Origin of the sequence: Thermospira aquatica, assembly GCF_023525255.1 — a bacterium.
GTDB classification, from domain to species: Bacteria; Spirochaetota; Brevinematia; order Brevinematales; family Thermospiraceae; genus Thermospira; species Thermospira aquatica.
In genome coordinates this window covers 1,364,606-1,383,919 of sequence record NZ_CP073355.1, presented here as the reverse complement: position 1 = coordinate 1,383,919, position 19,314 = coordinate 1,364,606, and the positions used below count along the sequence as shown (strand labels likewise).

Below are 19,314 nucleotides of genomic sequence, written 5' to 3'. Positions count from 1 at the left end.
GAAATTTAAATTTTCTTTTAACTTCATGTCTAACAAAGATTTACAAAACCCTTTTTCTTTTTTGACAGAGGGTAAAAAACGTCGTATACTGATATTTGTCATCAACTGATAATTATTATCAATATGGGAGGAGAAAATGCGAGACGTTGTGTCCACCATCACCGAATCAAAAAAGGCACAAAAACAGATCATGTTTGTTCGAAAAAGAGAAGGAAATATCGTCGATTTTGACCCTTCAAAGATTGCTGCAGCTATCACCAAAGCCTTTGAAAGCACAGGGGAGGCAGATGAAACAAAAGCATGGGAACTTACCGCTGTGGTAGTCTCCCGCCTCGAGGGTGAAGTCGTTGAGATAGAAACCATTCAAGACATCGTTGAAGATACACTCATGAATGCTGGCTACCGACGAACAGCAAAAGCCTATATTCTCTACCGGGCAAAGAGAACTGAACTCAGAAACATCAACAGAACGTTAAGCGAAAGCCTCAAAATTATTGATGATTATGTCAATATTCGGGACTGGCGCATCAACGAAAACAGTAACATGACATTTTCCCTGCAGGGACTCAACGCACATATATCCTCAACTATCACCGCCAACTACTGGCTCTCCAAGATCTATACTCCTGAAATAGGAGAAGCTCATAGAAGCGGCATGATCCACATCCACGATCTGGGAGCCCTTTCTGCTTACTGTGTTGGATGGGATCTGGAACAGCTTCTGATTGGGGGATTTGGGGGGGTGAGTGGCAAAGTCGAGAGTAAACCTGCCAAACACTTCCGTACAGCCCTGGGGCAGATTGTCAATTTCTTCTATACTCTTCAGGGAGAGGCGGCAGGCGCCCAGGCGTTTGCCAATTTTGATACCCTTCTGGCTCCGTTTATCTATTACGATGGGCTTACTTACCAGGAGGTAAAACAGGCCATGCAGGAGTTTGTCTTTAACCTCAATGTCCCGACCCGTGTAGGATTTCAAACGCCCTTTACCAATATCACCTTTGATCTCCGGGTGCCCTCATATTTTAAGGACCAGTACGTGATTGTTGGAGGTGAAATTAAAGACAAAACCTATGGCGAGTTTCAAGAAGAAATCTATATGATCAACCAGGCCTTTGCCGAGGTTATGATCGAAGGTGATGGCAAGGGGAGACCCTTTACCTTCCCTATCCCTACGTACAACATTACCAAAGACTTTTCGTGGGATAATCCACGCTATCAAGCCATATGGGAGATGACTACCAAGTACGGCACCCCCTATTTCAGCAATTTTGTCAACTCCGATATGAGTGAAGAGGATGCTCGTTCCATGTGCTGCCGTCTCCGTCTTGACAACCGCGAAGTTCGGGATCAGCTTTCAAAAAAGACTGTCACTCACGAAGAAGAATCTCATATACGACGCGGAGGCCTCTTTGCTGCCAATCCCCTCACCGGTTCTATTGGTGTGGTAACCATTAACCTTCCAAGAATAGCCTACCTCTCAAAAACAGAAAAGGAGTTTTTTGAAAAGCTTCTTGACGTCATGCACATCTGCAAAAACTCTCTTGAAATGAAACGCAAAGTAGTTGAAGACCTCACCGAACGCAATCTCTACCCTTACACCAAGATCTACTTAGGAGATATCAAAAAACGCAGTGGAAACTACTGGACCAACCATTTCTCCACCATTGGTATACTGGGGATGAACGAAGCTGTGATGAATCTTAAAAAGATACCTTACCACAGCGAAGAGGGAAGAGATTTTGCCATCCGTGTCCTGGATTTTATGCTCAAGCATCTCGAACAATTCAAAAACGAAACAGGTCATCTCTACAACCTGGAGGCTTCTCCTGCCGAAGGAGCATCCTACCGGCTTGCCAAAGCCGATAAAATGCGCTATCCCGACATCATTACTGCGGGAACAGACGAGGCTCCCTACTATACCAACTCCGTCCATCTTCCTGTCAATCACACCGATGATATCTTTGAAGTTCTGGATCATCAGGATCCACTCCAGTCTCGTTTCACGGGAGGCACGGTGATCCATATCTTCTTAGGAGAAAAGATCACTGATCCCTTTATGGTTGCAAAACTTATTCAAAAGATTGCTCACACCTATCATCTCCCCTATTACTCCATTACTCCGACATTCTCTATCTGTCCTGTGCATGGCTATATTCCAGGAGAACACTGGACATGTCCTTATCCGCACACCGAGGCAGAGTTAAAACGTTACGGAAAATACCTTGAAGCACTTTAAAAAACAAAAAGGAGGAAGCGTATGAGCACACAGAGAGCTGAAACGATGGTGCAGGAAAACAAAAAACTCGTTATGCCTACAGAGGTGTATTCCCGTGTAGTTGGGTACTACCGTCCAGTTCAAAACTGGAACATCGGGAAAAAACAAGAGTTTTCTGAACGTTTAACCTACGACAGGGCTTTTGGCGATGTTTTACGGCCTTCAGAAAACCACTCTTGTTGATTTTCCAGGGAGGATTGCAGCTACCCTGTTTACAGGGGGCTGCAACTTCCGTTGTCCCTGGTGTCACAACAAAGATCTCGTTTACCCCGAGAGACTCGGGCTTCTTTCTCCGCTTCCAGAAGACGATATAAAAGCCTTCCTTCTTCAGCGAAAAGATCAACTTGATGGGATCTGTGTTACGGGGGGAGAACCCACCCTATGGGGAGATCGTCTGATCGAGTTTCTTTTGTGGGCAAAATCTCTGGGCTACGAAACCAAAATAGACACCAACGGTTCCCATCCCGAATGGATAGAGCGCGCCTTAAAAGAAAAAGCCGTAGACTTTTTTGCGATGGATATAAAACAAACATGGGAATCCTATAGGGAAGCCATAGGACTTCCATCGTGTGATATTTCTCTGCTAAAAAAATCCATCAAGCTTATTCAGGCAAGCGGCAAACCCCACCAGTTTCGTACGACGCTTATTCCGGGGATTTCGCCAAAGAGTATGGAAAAACTCACGCAGGAACTAGGGATATCTCTGGTATTTCAGGAGTATCGAGACCCAACTATCTATGAAAAGGCAATAAACAGAGAAGAAAATGCTCTGCGAGCATAAAAAAACCCCCAGAAACTGGGGGTACAGCCAACTGTGGGACTTGAACCCACAACCTACTGATTACAAGTCAGTTGCTCTACCAATTGAGCTAAGTTGGCATATATGAGGCATATAGTATAACATAAATTTCTGAATTTGTCAATATTCTCAAGACAAAGGAGCTTTTTGGCTATGGATTTTGTTCATCTTCATGTTCATTCTCACTACAGTCTGCTTGATGGTGTAAGTCAGATCCCTGCTCTCGTCAAGCAAGTAGCCCAACACAAACAAAGAGCTGTGGCTCTCACCGATCATGGAAATCTCTTCGGTGCGATGGAATTCTACACCAAGTGTGAAGAGTACTCCAAGTCACATCCAGAAAGCCCCATCAAACCCATTCTGGGATGCGAGTTTTATGTAGCCCCAAAAAGCCGTTTTGAAAGAGATAAAGACGAAAAATACTACCACCTTGTTCTTCTCGCTAAAGACCTCACCGGCTACAAAAACCTCCTCAAACTCTCCTCGGCCGGTTACCTGGAGGGATTTTACTCCAAACCTCGTATAGACCATGAACTACTTGAAATGCACCATGAAGGACTCGTCGCCCTCTCTGCCTGTTTAGGGGGTGAAATCCCAAGCTACATCCTTTCAGAACAAACCGACAAACTTCATCATACCCTCGAATGGTACAAGGAGCTTTTCGGAAAAGACGGCTTTTTCCTCGAACTGCAGGACCAGGGGATCAATGAACAAAAGATTGTCAACCGCGAGCTTCTAAAACTTTCCCAAAAATACCAGCTTCCTCTTGTGGCCACCAATGATGCCCATTACCTTTCTCCACAAGATTCTGAACTTCAAGAAGTAATGTTCGCCATCCGGGATAAAACCACTCTTGATGATCCCAAACTGCAACGCTACCCTACCAACCAGTTCTATCTCAAAAGTACCGAAGAGATGTTCCAGATTTTTGGAGAAGTTCCAGAAAGTCTTCATAACACCCTTCTCATCGCAGAAATGTGTACGCTTAAGCTTTCCTTTAACGAGATGCACACTCCTATTTACCCCCTCCCTGAAGGAGAAAACGCCCACAGTTATCTTACGAAACTCGCCAAACAAGGACTTATAAACCGTTTCGGTGTTAAAAACTACGAAGACGTTCCTGAAGATTATAGACAGAGACTTTCCACTGAGCTTGATCTCATCCGTTACATGGAGGAAACCAAAAACATCGGTTTTTCCAATTACTTTCTCATTGTCCGTGATTTCGTTCACTTTGCCAAGCGTCATGGAATCTGGGTAGGACCAGGACGCGGTTCAGCAGCAGGGGCTATCCTGTCGTGGGTTCTTGAAATCACCCAGGTAGATCCCATACGATACCAGCTTCTCTTTGAACGCTTCCTCAATCCCGAGCGTGTCAGCATGCCAGATATCGATATTGACTTTGAGGATAGTCGCCGCGACGAAGTCAAAGAATACATCAGAAGCAAATATGGCTACAACAGAACCGCTGATATCATCACTTTTGGTATGCTCAAGAGCCGATCCACAATACGAGACGTAGGAAGGGTATTGGGTATCCCTCTCGCGGAGGTGGACCGTATTGCCAAACTCATTGACCCCAACGAATCTCTTGAGGAAGCCATGACCCATGTGCCTGAACTTGACTTACTCAAAAACGGAACAGAGATCCAGAAAAAGTGGTTAGCGTACTCTATCCGCCTTGATGGCAACCTCAGAAACCTCGGAACCCATGCCTCGGGGCTTATCATCTCAGATGTTGATCTCACCGATGTTGTCCCTCTCTACAAAGATATGAGTACGGGAGCCATTTCTACACAATATGAAGGATCCTACCTCGAAAAAAATGGTCTTCTCAAAATGGATATTCTTGGACTTGCCAACCTGAGTATCATCAAAGATACTCTTGATCGCGTCTGGCACAATCATCATATCCGACTTGATATCCAGAATGTTCCCCTGGATGACCAGGAAGTGTATGCCGTTTTCTCCCGGGGAGAAACCAAAGGAATCTTCCAGTTTGAATCCACAGGGATGACAGAATACCTCAAGCAACTTCGTCCCACATGCATTGACGATCTTATCGCCATGAACGCCCTCTATCGGCCAGGTCCCATGGACCAGATCCCCGCCTATATCCGACGAAAACAAGGGCAAGAAGCCATTGACTGTTTCCACGAAAACCTCAAACCCATCCTCGAAAGCACGTATGGTATCATCGTGTATCAGGAACAGGTGATGCAAATAGCCCAGGTGATGGCTGGTTTCAGTCTCGGCAAAGCAGACAACGTCCGCCGTATCATGGCCAAGAAAAAACCAGAGGAACTCGACAAGATTCGTCCTGACTGGATAGAAGGCTCCATAAAAAATGGCTATCCAAAGGAACTTGCTGAAAAGATCTTTGAGATTCTGATTCCCTTTTCCTCGTATGCTTTTAACAAATCCCACTCGGCTGCTTATGCTATCCTTGCCTATCAAATCGCTTACCTCAAAACACACTACCGCCCAGAATTCATGGCGAGCCTTCTCACTGCCAACATGAGCAAAACCGAAGACGTTCAGGCTTACTGCGAGGAGTGTACAAAAGCCGGGATCACCATCCTCCCGCCAGACATAAACCACAGCCGCTACATCTTTCAGGAAATCAAAACAGACAATGACCGCTGGGCTATACGGTTTGGATTCGGCGCCATCAAAGGCATGGGAGAAGGGTTTGCCCTTGCCATGGAAGAAGAAAGAGAAAAGCACGGACCTTTCACAAGCTTTGAAAACTTTCTTGAAAGAATGCACACTCATCAGGAATTCCGGCGCCCTGTAGTAGAAATCCTTCTCAAAGCTGGCGCCTTTGATAATCTTTTGGGAGAAACACGAGCCGAAAAAAAGGCTCTCTACCTTGACCAACTGGATTGGTATATTGATCACTATCAAGAAAAAACTAAAGATAAAGCCAATGGTATTGTTGGTTTGTTTGACGAACTCGAAGAACACCATCTTCCCCCCGTTTCCTCACACAAAACCCGTATCCTCTCCCACCAGGAAGAATTTCTCATGGAAAAAGAGGTTATCGGTTTCCCCCTCTCCCAGAGATTTCTCAGTCACTACGAAAACCAACTTAAACATCTCGTATGGATACCAGACCCGGCTCTCTCAAAGATTCCCCCTGGCATTACCTTCACCATCTGGGGATACCTTGCCGAGATCAGCATCCGCACCACCCAGCGAGGTAAACCTTTTGCCAGCTTCAAACTTTTTTATGGAAACAGCAGTCTCAAGTTCAGTCTTTTTTCACCGGAATACGAACGATTCGAAAATCTTCTCAAAGAAGGCCAGTTTGTCCTTATTCGGGCTCAGTACAATCCGGGTAAAGACAACCAGGTATATCTCAATATAGTGGAAATGATGCCATTAGATACCGTCCTCTCGAACCGTTTTACCCTACGAAGTCTTCACCTTCTCTGGGAAGGGCAATCTCATGTGATCAAAAGCTCCCTTGAAACCCTCTGCCAGTGGACAGGCCAGAAAGAAAACCATGGAACCATCCAGCTTATCTTCCATATCCTGGATAAAGACAGGACCTCCTCCATCCAGGCTCATCCTCGTTTTGGGGTAAAATTCCTGCCTGAACTAATAGAAAAGATCGCCTCCCTTGAAGGGCTCCAGGCCTTCTGGTTTGTATAACATGGCATCTTACTCTCCCTTAAATCTTTGAAAAAAACATCTGGGCCATAGTCATCTTTCAAACGAGGTAAAAAAATCATTTCACTCTACGCCCTTTATCACATGATGAAAAAGTTTTTCCACTTTCTTTCCCGTAACACAAAAGCCCAAAATAAAGATTCTTTACCTGACCAAAAAACGCAAACATACACTTGACTTTTTCCCACTTTATGAGTATAATATTAAATATAATGCAACTGAGTTGCGTTTTGGTAAACCAATTCAAAGGAGGAAAAAATGAAATTGTGGTTTTTTCTTGTACATTGTCTTCTCATAACTGGAGGGATGTTTGCCACACCCTTAAAAGTAACGGTAACCCTGGAACCTCAACGCTACCTTGTTGAAAAAATCGGAGGAAACAGAGTACAGGTTCATGTGATGGTTCCATCCGGCAAAAATCCCCATACGTATGAACCCCTCCCCTCCCAGATGGTTGAACTCTCACGAAGCAGTGTTTGGTTTACTATTGGACTGGAATTTGAAACCCAGCTCGTAAACCGTATCCAAAAATCATACCACAACCTTCAGATCGTCGATACCTCTCAAGGCATCAAAAAAAGAAGTCTCCTCGAACACGAGATCCCCTCTCACCATGAAGCCGGAGAGGACCATGAAGAACACGAAGACAGGGTTGGTGCACCTGATCCCCATATCTGGATGAGCCTGAGACTTGCTACCCTTCAGGCAAAAACTATCCTCGATAAACTCAGCTCCCTCGACCCAGAAGGGAAAGAGATCTACGAAAAAAATTACTCCCAACTTATTCAAAAACTTCAGAATCTTGACAACGAAATACGCCAGCAATTGAACCGGCACAGGGGAAAAACCTTTTTTATCTACCATCCTGTTTTAGGATACTTTGCCGATGACTATGGGCTTATCCAACAATCCATCGAAATAGAGGGAAAAGAACCATCCTCCCGCCAGATACATGCTCTCGTTCAAAAAGCAAAACAACAAAAGGTAAAAGTTATCTTCGTCCAGCAGGGCTTTTCTCAAAAAAGTGCACAGGCTATAGCAAAAGCCATCGGCGGGAAAGTAGTAGAAATCAATCCCCTTGATTACAATTATGAAACCATGATAAAAAAGATCAGTCAGACTCTCATTGGAGCATGGCAATGAGTGTCGCTATAGAGGTCAAAAATCTTTCCTTTGGGTATGCTGAGAAACCCATTGTCAACAATGTAAGTTTTTCCATTAACGAAGGGGAATTTGTAACGCTTGTCGGTCCAAATGGTGGAGGGAAAACTACTCTTCTGAGGCTTTTGCTTGGTCTTCTCCAACCATGGAGTGGATCTATCCTTATCTACGGTCAACCAAATATCAAACAACGGCAAATTATCGGCTATGTTCCACAATCCGGTATCTTTGACCGCCAATTCCCCCTCACCGTAGAAGAAATGGTACTTCAAGGCAGACTCAAACCCTGGGGATGGTATACAGACAAGGACAAAAAATGTGCTCTCGAAGCACTGGACAAGGTGGGGCTTCTCCATCTGCAAAAGGAAACATTCTCTCACCTCTCGGGTGGACAGCTCCAGCGCGTCCTCATCGCCCGGGCACTTGCCTCAGAGGCCAGAATTCTTTTCCTCGATGAACCCTCAGCAAGTATTGACAGCGAAAGTGAGGAGAAACTCTTCTCCCTGTTATCTACTCTCAAGAGAGAAAAAACCATTCTCCTCGTTACACATGATACAGGTTTTATCAATACCATAACCGATCGAGTGCTCTGTATCCACCAAACTCTCTGTGAACATGATATTCCTACCTCAGGAGATGATTCTTCTACTTATGGTTACTCAACAACCTACCACAAACTCTCTCACAATAACGAAAGGAGGTTGTAGAAAAATGGAATCTTTTCTGTCGGTTCTCTTCAGTAACGATGTGCCTTTTCTCCGGTATGCTTGTATTGCCTCATTGATTGCAAGTATTCCTTTTGGGATGATGGGAAGTTTTGTGGTTGTACGAAGGATGAGCTCGATGGCTGGAGCGGTGAGTCATGCCATCATTGGGGGGGTGGGACTTGGTGTCTACCTCCAGATAGTATGGAAATGGTCCTGGATGTCTCCTACCCTTGGGGCTATGATTGCCTCGATTCTTGTGGGATTATTGATAGGGTGGATATTCATCCGTGGTAAAGAACGTCTCGACACAGTTCTGGGAGCCGTCTGGGTCATTGGGATGTCTCTGGGACTCCTTCTCCTTACCATCACACCGACCTATACCGATCCCATGAGTTACCTTTTCGGCAATATTCTCCTGCTCACTCGAGAAGACCTCTGGATGATGGGAATTCTCGGTAGCATTGTCACCACTACCACTCTTTTTTTCTATCCCCAGCTACAAGCGGTAAGTTTTGATGAAGACTTTGCGAGAATAAGGGGAATAGCTGTTTCTTTCTTGCAGTTATTGCTCATTGTCATGGTTTCCCTTACCGTCTTTTTGATGTTACAGGTCATGGGTGCTGTTATGGTCATTGCTCTTCTCACACTTCCTGCGGCTATCGCTTCTCTCTTTTTTCACAAGCTTTCCCGAATCATTGTGGTGGCTTCCAGTCTTGTGGCTTTTTTCTCTCTTTTTGGTCTTGTTCTCAGTTATTACCTTGATCTGCCAACGGGAGCACTTACTGTTCTCTCTTTAGCAATCGTCTATCTGGGAAGTCTGCTCGTGAAAAGAGTGGCGTTGAAAACAAGCTGAAAACCCTGGTATACCCGCAACTCATAACATCCCATCTCTTCCCAAGAGATGCTATTACCCTTTTGCAGTGTGTCGTTTGATAAACCATGACTCACCCGCCAGAAAAAACCTATGCACGACTCACACATCCAAAACTCTCAGGTTTTCGCGTACTTCAGCCACGCTGTCTTTTCAAAAAGCAAGATTTTGGCCAGCAGAGAGAAAACACCCTATGCCACTCTACTTTGCATGGGGATGATACTGCTCATAAAGAGAACGAAGCCTTTCAACGGAAAGATGGGTATAGATCTGTGTCGTTGAAAGCGAACTATGCCCCAACATTTCCTGAATAGCCCGAAGCGAAGCTCCATTTTGAAGTAAATGCGTTGCAAAAGAATGCCTCAAGGCATGCGGAGAAAGTTGTCGCTCAAGAGCCATTGCCGAGATGACCTGAGAAAACACATACCGAACCATCCTGGAAGTTATCGCCTTTCCACTCCGTGTTAAGAACACCGCATCACTTTTTCCTGCAAAAGGACTGATCTCTCTCCGGTAAGGAAGATATTTCTTTAAACAATCCATCGCTACCCTTCCAATAGGAATCTCCCGAACCTTTTTCCTCTTTCCCACAATGGTCAATGTCCCCGTTGCAAAATGAATATCTCCCAAACGAAGACCTGCCACCTCTGAAATACGCAGTCCCCCTCCATACATCAGAAGAAGAAGACACTTATTTCGCCGCTGTTGGGGGGTTTCTTCTGGAAGCGATGAAAGAAGTTCCATTACCTCTTCTACTGTAAAAACCTTCGGCAGATAAGAAGGCTTTTTAGGTGTCTTGACAAGAGTAAAGGGATTAAAAGTAACCACCCCCTTTTTTACAAGATAGCGATAAAAAGAACGGAGCGCCGCCTGTTTTCTAGCTATCGTGGTAGGCTGATACTCTTTCCCCAGCACTGTCATATATTCGTGAATATGAGAATACTTGATATCCCGTACATTCCAGGCTTTTCCCCTGGCAAAAGCAAGAAAATCTCTCACATCATTTGCATAGGCAACAAGAGTATGTTCAGAGAAAGCTTTCTCATAACGGAGCATCTCCAAAAAACCCGTAAGCTCCTGTTCCATCTTACCTCCATACTCTTTCAATTTATCGACAAACACGATGAAAAAATAAAAAAGCCGGTCTTTCGACCGGCTGATATATTCCGAAACAATTAACGCTTCGAGTACTGAGGAGATTTGCGTGCCTTTTTGAGACCGTATTTCTTTCTCTCAACCATACGTGCATCACGAGTAAGAAGGCCATGTTCTTTAAGCAACTTGTGATATTTTTCCTTATCATAGCTGTCAAGCGCACGGGCAATACCATGACGAAGAGCTTCCGCTTGTCCAGTCAGACCACCGCCCTTCACGGTTGCATAAATATCAACCTTGTTTTTCATCTCTGTCAAGGTTAAAGGCAGATACACTGTCTCATGATAATACGAAGGAAAATAAGCCTCAACATCCTTATCATTGACAGTAAACTTACCTTTTCCTCCAGGAATCAAAAAGACTCGCGCCACACTCGTTTTTCTTCGACCGGTTGCATAAATCTTTTTCTGTGCCATGATATCCTCCGATTACAACTCAACCTTGGTGGGCTTCACATTCTGCAAAGTATGTTCAGCTCCAGGAAACAGATAAAGCTTTTTTACCATTGTCTTGGCAAGCTTGTTCTTGCGCATCATGCCTTTGATAGCCTTCTGAAGAGGATAAACAGGATTACGACGAATCATCTCCTGGAAGGTTGTTTCTTTCATGCCACCCACATAGCCAGAATACCGATAATAGACTTTTGTTTTAGGCTTTCTCCCGGTCATCATTACCTTGCCAGCATTAATAATAATCACAAAATCTCCATTGTCCAGATGGGGAGTATACGTAGGTTTGTGTTTCCCCATCAAAATATGAGCAGCCTTTGCAGCTACCCGACCTACCGGCTGGCCAGCAGCGTCTATCAGATACCATTCTCGCTTGATATCTTTAGATTTGAGCACAAAGGTCTTCATTTATTTCTCCTCACGCCATAAATTGGAAGTATATTATACAATACTTCTCATTTTTTGTCAAGAAAACTCCTGCCTTTTCGTTAACCTTTTTCTCCATCAAAGGGTTCCTTTGATGTAAGACCCCAAAACCTTCACAAAAACCGCATCCTCTTTCACCTTTTCGAGCGCCTTGGCAAGGCCTTTCTGCTGAAGCCCTGCATCAATATCGATAAAGAAAAGATAATCCCAGGGACGTCTCTTTGAAGGACGCGACTCAATCTTTGAAAGATTGATGTCATATACCTGAAAAGGCGAAAGCAGTTTAAGCAAAGCCCCTGGTCTATCCTTCACTGAAATAAGTATCGTCGTCTTATTCGGATTCTGGATAGGAGTGCCAGGTTGACCTATCACCCAGAAACGTGTATAATTTTCCGGGTTATCCTCAATATTCGCTTCCAGGATACGAAGACCATACTTTTCCGCAGCCAAAGGTGCTGCAATCGCTGCGGAAAACTTATCCCAGGGGACCATACTTGCCGCTTTCGCTGTACTCGAGGTCTCAATTTTTTCCACATTCGGAAGATGGGTTTCAAGCCAGAGCCGACACTGGGCAAAAGCCTGGGGATGAGAATACACTCGCTTTATCTCAGCAAGATTCCCAACATTTGCCAAAAGACAATGATGAATAGAAAGATACGTTTCCCCAACAATCTGCAAAGGAGAATCAACAAACTCATCCAGAGTAATATTCACCGTTCCCTCGAGAGAGTTCTCTATAGGCACCACACCAAAATGGGTTTTGGCATTTTCCACTTCACGAAACACATCCGGAATCGTCTGAAAAGATTGTAATTCTACCGAAGAACCAAAATGCCGTATAACAGCCTGTTCAGTATGTGTGCCCTCAGGACCGAGATACGCAATACGAATCGTTTCCTCCAGAGAACGTGCCGCAGACATAATCTCGGTAAACACCTGCATAAGAGCTTTTTGCGGAAAAATGCCTTTAGAAATAGAAAGTACTCTTTCTCGCACCTCCTGTTCTCTCTCTGGATGATAGACAGGGATATTCTGGCTCTTCTTGTATTCTCCTATCTCTTTGACAAGCTCTGCTCTTTCGTCCAAAAGTTTCACCAGCTGCTCGTCAATCTCATTGATATGCTTACGTAGCGTTTCTATATCTCTTTCTGCCATAGGGCACCTCCTTCTTTAAAAAAGTGTTTCTTTCTCGGTATTCTCTCCCTCACCTGAAATATCCTCATCGTTTTCTTCTGTTTCAGCAAAACCTTCCTCATCAAACCCTTCCATCTCCTTCCATTCAAGCTGTGAAAGAGCAGGCAGATCATCTAAACTGTTGATACGAAAAAGCTCAAGAAACCTCTCTGTCGTCACATACAAAGGATTTTGAAAAACATCATCACTTGATCCAGAAACAGTGATAAGTTTAAGTGTAAGAAGCAGATTCAAACTCCGTGAAGAGGATACGCCACGTATTCTATCAATCTCATCCTTGGAAACAGGTTGTTTGTAAGCAATAATAGCCAGCACCTCCAACGCCGAAGGAGAAAGCTTGTTCTCACTACGTTTTCCAAAGAGCTCTTTCATCTCTTGATGATACAGAGGACTCGTAACCAGCTGATAACCATGAGCTACCGGGATAATGGTAAGCCCGCGTTTCGCTTCTTTGTAATTCGCGTTCATCTCCTCAATCAGATGTTCTAGGTCTTCGACACTGCATTCCAGCAAAGCCGCCAGATCCTTTTTGTCATAAGCCTTGCCGTTTACAAACAGGATGGCCTCAATAAGCCCGTAGAGTTCCTGTCTCGAATACGTCTTGTTCAAAAAAAGCGATTGTATCATACTGCCGCCCCCTGGGTTTCACGCAAATGTATATAAATATCCGTAAACACCCTGGCCTGTTTTAAAAGCACTTTCTGGCGAAAGGAGAGCTCAATGCCGCCAAGAAAACTCGCCACCTTATCAATCTTTGACTGCTCTTCCATGGCAATCTGGCTAAAGCGAATCATCTTTTCTCTTTGCACCTTTTCCATAATCTTTTCCATTTTTTCTTCTACCCGTACCTCTCGACGCTTGATAGGAATAGGCTTTCGAATAAACGCCCCCTTGTATCGATAAAGGCACTGGAGAAGATCTCCAACATACAGGGTTTTCTCTACCTGAACCTTATGAGTTTTCCCTTCAATCGGATCAGGAATATACCCCCGAAAATAATAAACATCCCCTCTTTCTGCAAGTTTTTCAAGCTGACGAGCCAACGCCCGGAATTGTTTATACTCTTTCAATCGCTCCAGGAGTTCCGACTCTGAAAGCATCTCTTCGTCTTCTTCCGTGGACATCCTGGGCAAAAGTTGGCGGGTCTTGATATAAACGAGGGTCGCTGCTACGACAAAAAATTCCGAGGCAACATCAATATTGAATATCTGCATTGTTCGCAAATAGGTCAGGTACTGATCGGTCACAGCGGAAAGAGAAACCTCACTGATGGGGAGTTTATTTTCCTGAATGAGTTCCAGTAAAAGATCAAGAGGTCCCTCAAAATTGGCAAGATGGAGTGTGTATCCACGGTGAATAATGCCTATCACCCATCCCTCCTAACTGTAGCGACGAAGTGTATCCATGCCCATGGCCTGGCGAACCTTTTCCATGGTTTGACGAGCCACAGCTCGAGCCTTTTTAGCCCCTTCTGCCAAAACATCAAAAACCATATTTTTCTTTGCCAGGATCTCCTGACGTTTTCTGTGGAAATCAGCAAAATAATCAATGATCAATTCTGCCATTTGCTTCTTATCTTCCACACAACCAAGCTCTGCCGCCATACAACGCCTGCGCACATCTTCAATACGCTCCTGATCCTGACAAAAAACCGCATAATAAGGAAACAGCAAACATTCATCAGGATGCCCCGGATCGCTTTTCTTTGGACGTTTCACATCAGTAACCATAGACATAATCTTTTTACGTACCGTATCCGGATCATCAATGAGGTAGATAGCATTATTGTAAGACTTGGACATCTTTCGTCCATCAAGTCCGTTAAGCTTGGGAACCTCAGACAAGAGTGGTTGAGGTTCTATCAGTGCCTCCGTCTCATACGTAGTATTGAAACGACGTATAATCTCACGGCTAATCTCCAGGTGGGGAATCTGATCCTTTCCTACAGGCACATGAGTAGCCTCATAGAGAGCAATGTCTGCTGTTTGAAGAACCGGATACCCCAAAAAACCGAGGTTATCCAGATCCTTTCCCTTGATCTCCTCCATTTTTTCCTTGTAGGTTGGATTTCGTTCAAGCCAGGAAACAGGACTCAGCATCGAAAGGATCACGAACAACTCACTGTGCTCAGGAACATCCGACTGAAGAAAGAGTACAGAGTTATCAGGATCAATACCCGAAGCCAGAAGATCCACTACCATATTCTCAATATAAACCTGAACCTCAGATTTGTACCCTGCCTGATTTGAGGTGAGCGCATGAAGATCGGCAATAAAATAAAACGTTTCATTGGCCGGATCATTCTGAAGTCGTACCCAGTTTCTTACGGCTCCAAAATAGTTTCCATAATGGAGATAACCTGTTGGTTGAATTCCACTCAGGATACGCATACCTTTTCTCCTCTCTATATATCCTGTTCTATTTGAATGTCTTTGATAAGTGGCGGGGGATTATCCAGATCATAACGAACAAAAAACTGGACATTATCCCTCTGCGAAAGGGTTAAATCAACCCTATTCGAAACCTTTTGGTCATTTTCAGATTGATCCCCTCTCTCTACCATTTCTATCTCATCCACCCAGAGAAAATCAACAGCATAAACCTCTGCCTTTTTGTAGAGAGTTTTCTTCCACTCGAGAAATTCTTTTTCAAATTCTCCTCGATTTATTTTCTCATGTTCAGTCTTAAACACAAGCACAAACAACTGAAAACGAAAAAGTGTTTCAATAAGTGCATCGATAGCATTTCGAATCTGTTCGGCAAACTCCTTTCGAAACTCTTCGGTAAAAAGATATTTGACCTCCGTATTATAGGTTTTTCCATAACGCACAATAAAAAACAAAGTGTTCCGTAAAATAAGCTTCTGATTCGTTGCCCAGCGACGATCGATAACCACTTGCCTAAACCGTCTCTGGATATCCTGTCTCCAGCGATCAAACACCCCATCATAATCTTCTGTCGTTGAATTTGCATTCATCTCAAAGTGGTCATTAATAATACGAAACTCGTTTACAAGAGCATCAAAGATAGAAAGAAATTCCTTTAATGGGAGCATGAAGACTCCTTGAGATCGGTTTCAATGACAGAACGCACATAAGCCACAATCTCTTCATCAGTTTTTCCCACGAGTTCCTCCCGTTTCAGCGGCTTATGAAAGATCACTTCGATAGGACAACGGGGATCCACCGCAAAACGATGTTTCGGACAAAAACGGAAAAGCCCTCGAAAGGTGATGGGAAGTACATCATACTCTGTATTTCGAAGAATATAAACAAATCCCCTCTTGAAACGCTGAAGTTCCCCTGTAGGAGTTCGTGTTCCCTCGGGAAACATCGCAATAGAGGCCTGAGCATCCGCTCTTACTGCCTGTTCCAGTGAGGATTTTGCAGACTTGAGTTTTTCCCGCTCCATGGAAATACATCCTAGCTCTCGCATGATTTTCCCCCATAAAGGAATAGAGAAAATCGTCTCCTTGGATATCCACTGGATTTTTCCGGGAAAAATCCTGTACAACAGGGGGATATCAAACATACTTGCATGATTCATGAGGATAAGATAAGGACGAGAAAAATCAACAAGCTCTCTCCCAACAACCTTGACAGGGCGAAGAGTGATCATAAAAAGCAGGTATGCCCAGAAACGGGTAATGAACAAAAGCAACCGTTTCCCACCAAAAAGGGCAATCACAAATGCAATAGGTGTCAGCAAAACCGTAAAGGGCAAAGCAAAAAGATATGCCAGCAAATTGGCCAAAACAAGATGGAGAAAACCCAATAACCTTCTCATACCCATCCTCATACCTTTATTCTCAGGGAATAACATTATAAACAAAACTCAAAAAATCTGCAAGGTTTAAGAGAAAAGAAAAAAAGAAAAATAGAGAGAAATTTTTCCGATGTTGGCAAATACCCGCCCTTTCACAAAATCCTCCCCCAATTTTTCGCATAAAACACATTCTATCTCATCTCGTAAAGATTCTCCATTCACGATATGGTATTCTTGTTCAAGGAAAAGTACAAGGCTTTAGTTAAACGTTTAACCAAACCTTCTGAGAGTTGCTCTTCCTTTGTTGCAGTTGATGAAAGACACACTGAAACTGTAACCCAAGAAAAGCTTTTGCGTTTTTATTTTTAGCTGCGACGAGGTAACAACTCCCGGGCTTAAACTGCCATAAGGTAATAACCATTCCCTCGTGATCTAACTGAAAAAGTCATAGCTACAGAAACCTCATTATCCTACCTGTGACATGGTAACAACAAGAAACTTTTTCTCAACACGCCAAAGAAACAAAACTGCACCAATACAAAAAGACCGAGCATCAGAAAAGACCTCTGACAAGAGGCTTAAAAAAACGAAAGGTTGCAAGAAAAAAGCGGCGTCCTCAGACACCGCTTATCATTATCCATGCCTACTACTCGTGTTCTCGAGAAGTCTCTCCATCGGACTTACAATTTTGGTAACACGCACAGCAAAGTTTTCATCGATCACCACCACTTCTCCCTGTGCAATGAGCTTATCATTGACAAGAATATCTACCGGTTCTCCAGCAAGTTTATCAAGCTCGATAATCGAACCTTCTCCGAGTCCTAAAATCTCCTTGATAGTCATCCGTGTTCGTCCCAACTCTACCGAAACCTTCATGCTGACGTCAAGTAAGAGCGCTATATTCCCCGTACCCTCAGAAGCAACACCGAGCTGTAAGGGTTCAAAGCCAACAGGTCGAACAGGGACTCCTCCCATCTGTTGCTGAGTACCAGCACCAAACTGGGTTGCGGACGTGGCCTTGGCAGCGTTATAAGCATTCACAATACTCCGTGCCATCGGCACACTCAAAAAAGCAAAGATCTTAGCGCTTCCTCTATCATGGATATTAAACACGTAGTTCAGTCGAACCACCATCTGACCTCCAGCAACAGAAATGGCTGCTGGATCCTCTAAGAGATCAATATTGGGAAATCCCGGGGTAATAGGCTTGTTCAGCTTTTCAGAAAGTACCGTGATCATGGCTCCCGTGATCTGCGTAATCACCTCACCAAAGGTATTGGTTACCAGATCGGTAATTTCCGTATTGTTCTCCTGTCCGATCAAAATGTTGGTAATAGTCAACACACTTTTTTCAGGAACAACATACACCCATTCTCCCGCTATACCACCGGTAATAGAAACCTTGGCCTGGACCACTCTCCCTTTGATATCTTTTTTGAGGTTCTCAAGAGCCCCAACATCTATAAAAGGAGAACCAAAAGCTGTATTGATCCCGGTAAGAGCAGAAAGCGCATTGGCCTGACTATTGCCTATCTCACGTATAAGCTCACCAAGAAGATTTTTATCCATCTCGGAGAGACTTTCAACTGATCCTGCAGCTGCCGCAGAAACCCCAAAATTTGTGGAGGCATTCCCAAGACTCTCCGTCATCAGTTCATCTGTGCCTTGTAAGAGCGCATCAATTTCATCTTGGGACAATGTTCCGTCGCCCATAAAGAACCTCCTCTCTTATTTGTAATTGTATCGGTATTTCCGAAGAAAACTTAATCCTCACTCCCCAGCAAAATATCCTGCAACACTTCTTCGGTAATAGTAGTCAGAACCTCTCGAATCTGGATAGCCCTTCTGTTTCCGGAAACACCAGGTTTTCCTAAGAATTTTGGTCCAGATCCAATAATCACCTCTGCATCCTGCTTAATGGTCTCATCCAGTCGTATGATATCACCCTCGCGAATAGCAGCAATCTCTCCAAATTTCAGCTCCGTCGCACCAAGTTTTGCGATAACCTCAACCTCGACTTCTCCAAGTTGTTCCTTTAGAAGGGAAAGGTTTTCCGTAGAGATACCCTTTCGGATACTTGAATACCAGTACTGAGCAGAGAGCTTGGAAATAATAGGCTCTATAGTGATATAAGGGATACAAAAATTCATCATTCCCTCAACGTCTCCGACTTTGGTATCAAAAGTCGTGAGCACCACCATGCTATTCGGAGGAACAACCTGGGCAAACTGCGGGTTGGTTTCAATGTTTCCAAGTCGTGGTCTCAAATCAATCACATTCGCCCAGGATTCACGGAGGTTTCCCAGCACACGAACCAGGATTCCTTCGATAACTGACAGTTCAATATCGGTAAGTTCTCGATTGGTTTTGAGAGACTCGCCCTTACCTCCAAACAGACGATCGATAATAGCAAAGGTAATACTTGGATCAAGCTCAATCACGGCATTCCCTTTCAGGGGATCCATATTGACAATACCCATGGTCGTGGGAGAGGGAATAGAACGGGTAAATTCTTCGTACGTCAGCTGATCCACGGAAACCACATGAACATGAACCAGCGTACGCAACTGCGCCGAAAGAGAGGTGGTCGTGAGACGCGCAAAGGTTTCGTGCATCATCTGCAGGGTACGGATCTGATCCTTGGAGAATTTATCAGGTCGACGGAAATCGTAAACCTTCAAGCGCTTTTTATCACGCTTCACAGGGGTTGATGCAGAAGATGTCGCAACACCCCCACCACCTATTCCTCCTATATCCGCCGGTACAGACTCACCACTGGATACAGCTGTCAAAAGTGCGTCAATTTCATCTTGAGATAGAATCTCTGTCATCCCTCT

15 protein-coding genes, 1 tRNA gene and 2 pseudogenes are annotated in these 19,314 nt (G+C 44.3%); 6 read left to right on the top strand and 12 right to left on the bottom strand.

The window, feature by feature from the left end; translation table 11 throughout:
- Nucleotides 1-136 precede the first annotated feature (136 nt).
- Nucleotides 137-2,458 (top strand): annotated as a pseudogene (locus KDW03_RS06600) (ribonucleoside triphosphate reductase).
- Nucleotides 2,424-3,056: an anaerobic ribonucleoside-triphosphate reductase activating protein gene (locus tag KDW03_RS06595; protein WP_271434302.1), complete on the top strand. Its 633-nt coding sequence runs from the start codon at nucleotides 2,424-2,426 to the stop codon at nucleotides 3,054-3,056. The pseudogene KDW03_RS06600 and the gene KDW03_RS06595 overlap by 35 nt, the downstream one beginning before the upstream one ends.
- A gap of 25 nt (nucleotides 3,057-3,081) precedes the next feature.
- Here the strand turns inward: KDW03_RS06595 and KDW03_RS06590 are convergent.
- Nucleotides 3,082-3,154: transfer RNA gene (locus KDW03_RS06590), tRNA-Thr, on the bottom strand.
- Between the two features lie 73 nt (nucleotides 3,155-3,227).
- On the opposite strand from KDW03_RS06590, the gene dnaE reads away from it, so the two are divergent.
- The 4 genes from dnaE to KDW03_RS06570 all read left to right on the top strand — a co-directional run bounded on the left by dnaE (nucleotide 3,228) and on the right by KDW03_RS06570 (nucleotide 9,470).
- Nucleotides 3,228-6,731: a DNA polymerase III subunit alpha gene (dnaE, locus tag KDW03_RS06585; RefSeq protein WP_271434301.1), complete on the top strand. Its 3,504-nt coding sequence runs from the start codon at nucleotides 3,228-3,230 to the stop codon at nucleotides 6,729-6,731.
- A gap of 276 nt (nucleotides 6,732-7,007) precedes the next feature.
- Entirely contained in the window at nucleotides 7,008-7,892 is an 885-nt protein-coding gene (locus KDW03_RS06580; protein WP_271434300.1) for a metal ABC transporter solute-binding protein, Zn/Mn family, read from the top strand.
- Nucleotides 7,883-8,617, top strand: a complete 735-nt coding sequence (locus KDW03_RS06575) for a metal ABC transporter ATP-binding protein (RefSeq protein ID WP_271434299.1) — start codon at nucleotides 7,883-7,885, stop codon at nucleotides 8,615-8,617. Before KDW03_RS06580 ends, KDW03_RS06575 begins: the two co-directional genes overlap by 10 nt.
- 4 nt (nucleotides 8,618-8,621) lie before the next feature.
- Nucleotides 8,622-9,470 carry a metal ABC transporter permease gene (locus KDW03_RS06570; RefSeq protein ID WP_271434298.1) on the top strand — a complete coding sequence of 283 codons (849 nt, stop codon included), beginning with the start codon at nucleotides 8,622-8,624 and terminating at the stop codon, nucleotides 9,468-9,470.
- Nucleotides 9,471-9,689: 219 nt separating this feature from the next.
- On the opposite strand, the gene KDW03_RS06565 is transcribed toward KDW03_RS06570, so the two are convergent.
- From KDW03_RS06565 to fliM, 11 genes and pseudogenes are all read right to left on the bottom strand, one after another.
- Nucleotides 9,690-10,574 (bottom strand): tyrosine recombinase, encoded by an 885-nt coding sequence (locus KDW03_RS06565; protein ID WP_271434297.1) that lies wholly within the window; start codon nucleotides 10,572-10,574, stop codon nucleotides 9,690-9,692.
- An 89-nt stretch (nucleotides 10,575-10,663) separates the two neighbouring features.
- Nucleotides 10,664-11,059 (bottom strand): 30S ribosomal protein S9, encoded by a 396-nt coding sequence (gene rpsI / locus KDW03_RS06560; RefSeq protein ID WP_271434296.1) that lies wholly within the window; start codon nucleotides 11,057-11,059, stop codon nucleotides 10,664-10,666.
- A 12-nt stretch (nucleotides 11,060-11,071) separates the two neighbouring features.
- Nucleotides 11,072-11,500 (bottom strand): 50S ribosomal protein L13, encoded by a 429-nt coding sequence (gene rplM, locus KDW03_RS06555; RefSeq protein ID WP_271434295.1) that lies wholly within the window; start codon nucleotides 11,498-11,500, stop codon nucleotides 11,072-11,074.
- 96 nt (nucleotides 11,501-11,596) lie between these two features.
- A complete protein-coding gene (gene pheA / locus KDW03_RS06550) occupies nucleotides 11,597-12,673 on the bottom strand; it encodes a prephenate dehydratase (protein WP_271434294.1) in 1,077 nt (358 codons plus the stop codon).
- 15 nt (nucleotides 12,674-12,688) lie between these two features.
- Entirely contained in the window at nucleotides 12,689-13,339 is a 651-nt protein-coding gene (gene scpB / locus KDW03_RS06545) for an SMC-Scp complex subunit ScpB (protein ID WP_271434293.1), read from the bottom strand.
- Nucleotides 13,336-14,082 carry a segregation and condensation protein A gene (locus KDW03_RS06540; protein ID WP_271434292.1) on the bottom strand — a complete coding sequence of 249 codons (747 nt, stop codon included), beginning with the start codon at nucleotides 14,080-14,082 and terminating at the stop codon, nucleotides 13,336-13,338. The genes scpB and KDW03_RS06540 overlap by 4 nt, the downstream gene beginning before the upstream one ends.
- Nucleotides 14,083-14,091: 9 nt before the next feature.
- Entirely contained in the window at nucleotides 14,092-15,102 is a 1,011-nt protein-coding gene (gene trpS, locus KDW03_RS06535; protein WP_271434291.1) for a tryptophan--tRNA ligase, read from the bottom strand.
- Nucleotides 15,103-15,116: 14 nt separating this feature from the next.
- Complete coding sequence (locus tag KDW03_RS06530; RefSeq protein WP_271434290.1) at nucleotides 15,117-15,767, bottom strand: hypothetical protein; 651 nt, start codon at nucleotides 15,765-15,767, stop codon at nucleotides 15,117-15,119.
- Nucleotides 15,755-16,498, bottom strand: coding sequence for a lysophospholipid acyltransferase family protein (locus KDW03_RS06525; protein WP_271434289.1), 744 nt, complete (start codon nucleotides 16,496-16,498; stop codon nucleotides 15,755-15,757). The genes KDW03_RS06530 and KDW03_RS06525 overlap by 13 nt, the downstream gene beginning before the upstream one ends.
- Before the next feature lie 612 nt (nucleotides 16,499-17,110).
- Nucleotides 17,111-17,380: pseudogene (gene fliN, locus KDW03_RS12370) on the bottom strand (flagellar motor switch protein FliN); the annotation flags it as partial.
- 860 nt (nucleotides 17,381-18,240) lie between these two features.
- Nucleotides 18,241-19,308: a flagellar motor switch protein FliM gene (gene fliM / locus KDW03_RS06515; protein ID WP_271434287.1), complete on the bottom strand. Its 1,068-nt coding sequence runs from the start codon at nucleotides 19,306-19,308 to the stop codon at nucleotides 18,241-18,243.
- Nucleotides 19,309-19,314 lie beyond the last annotated feature (6 nt).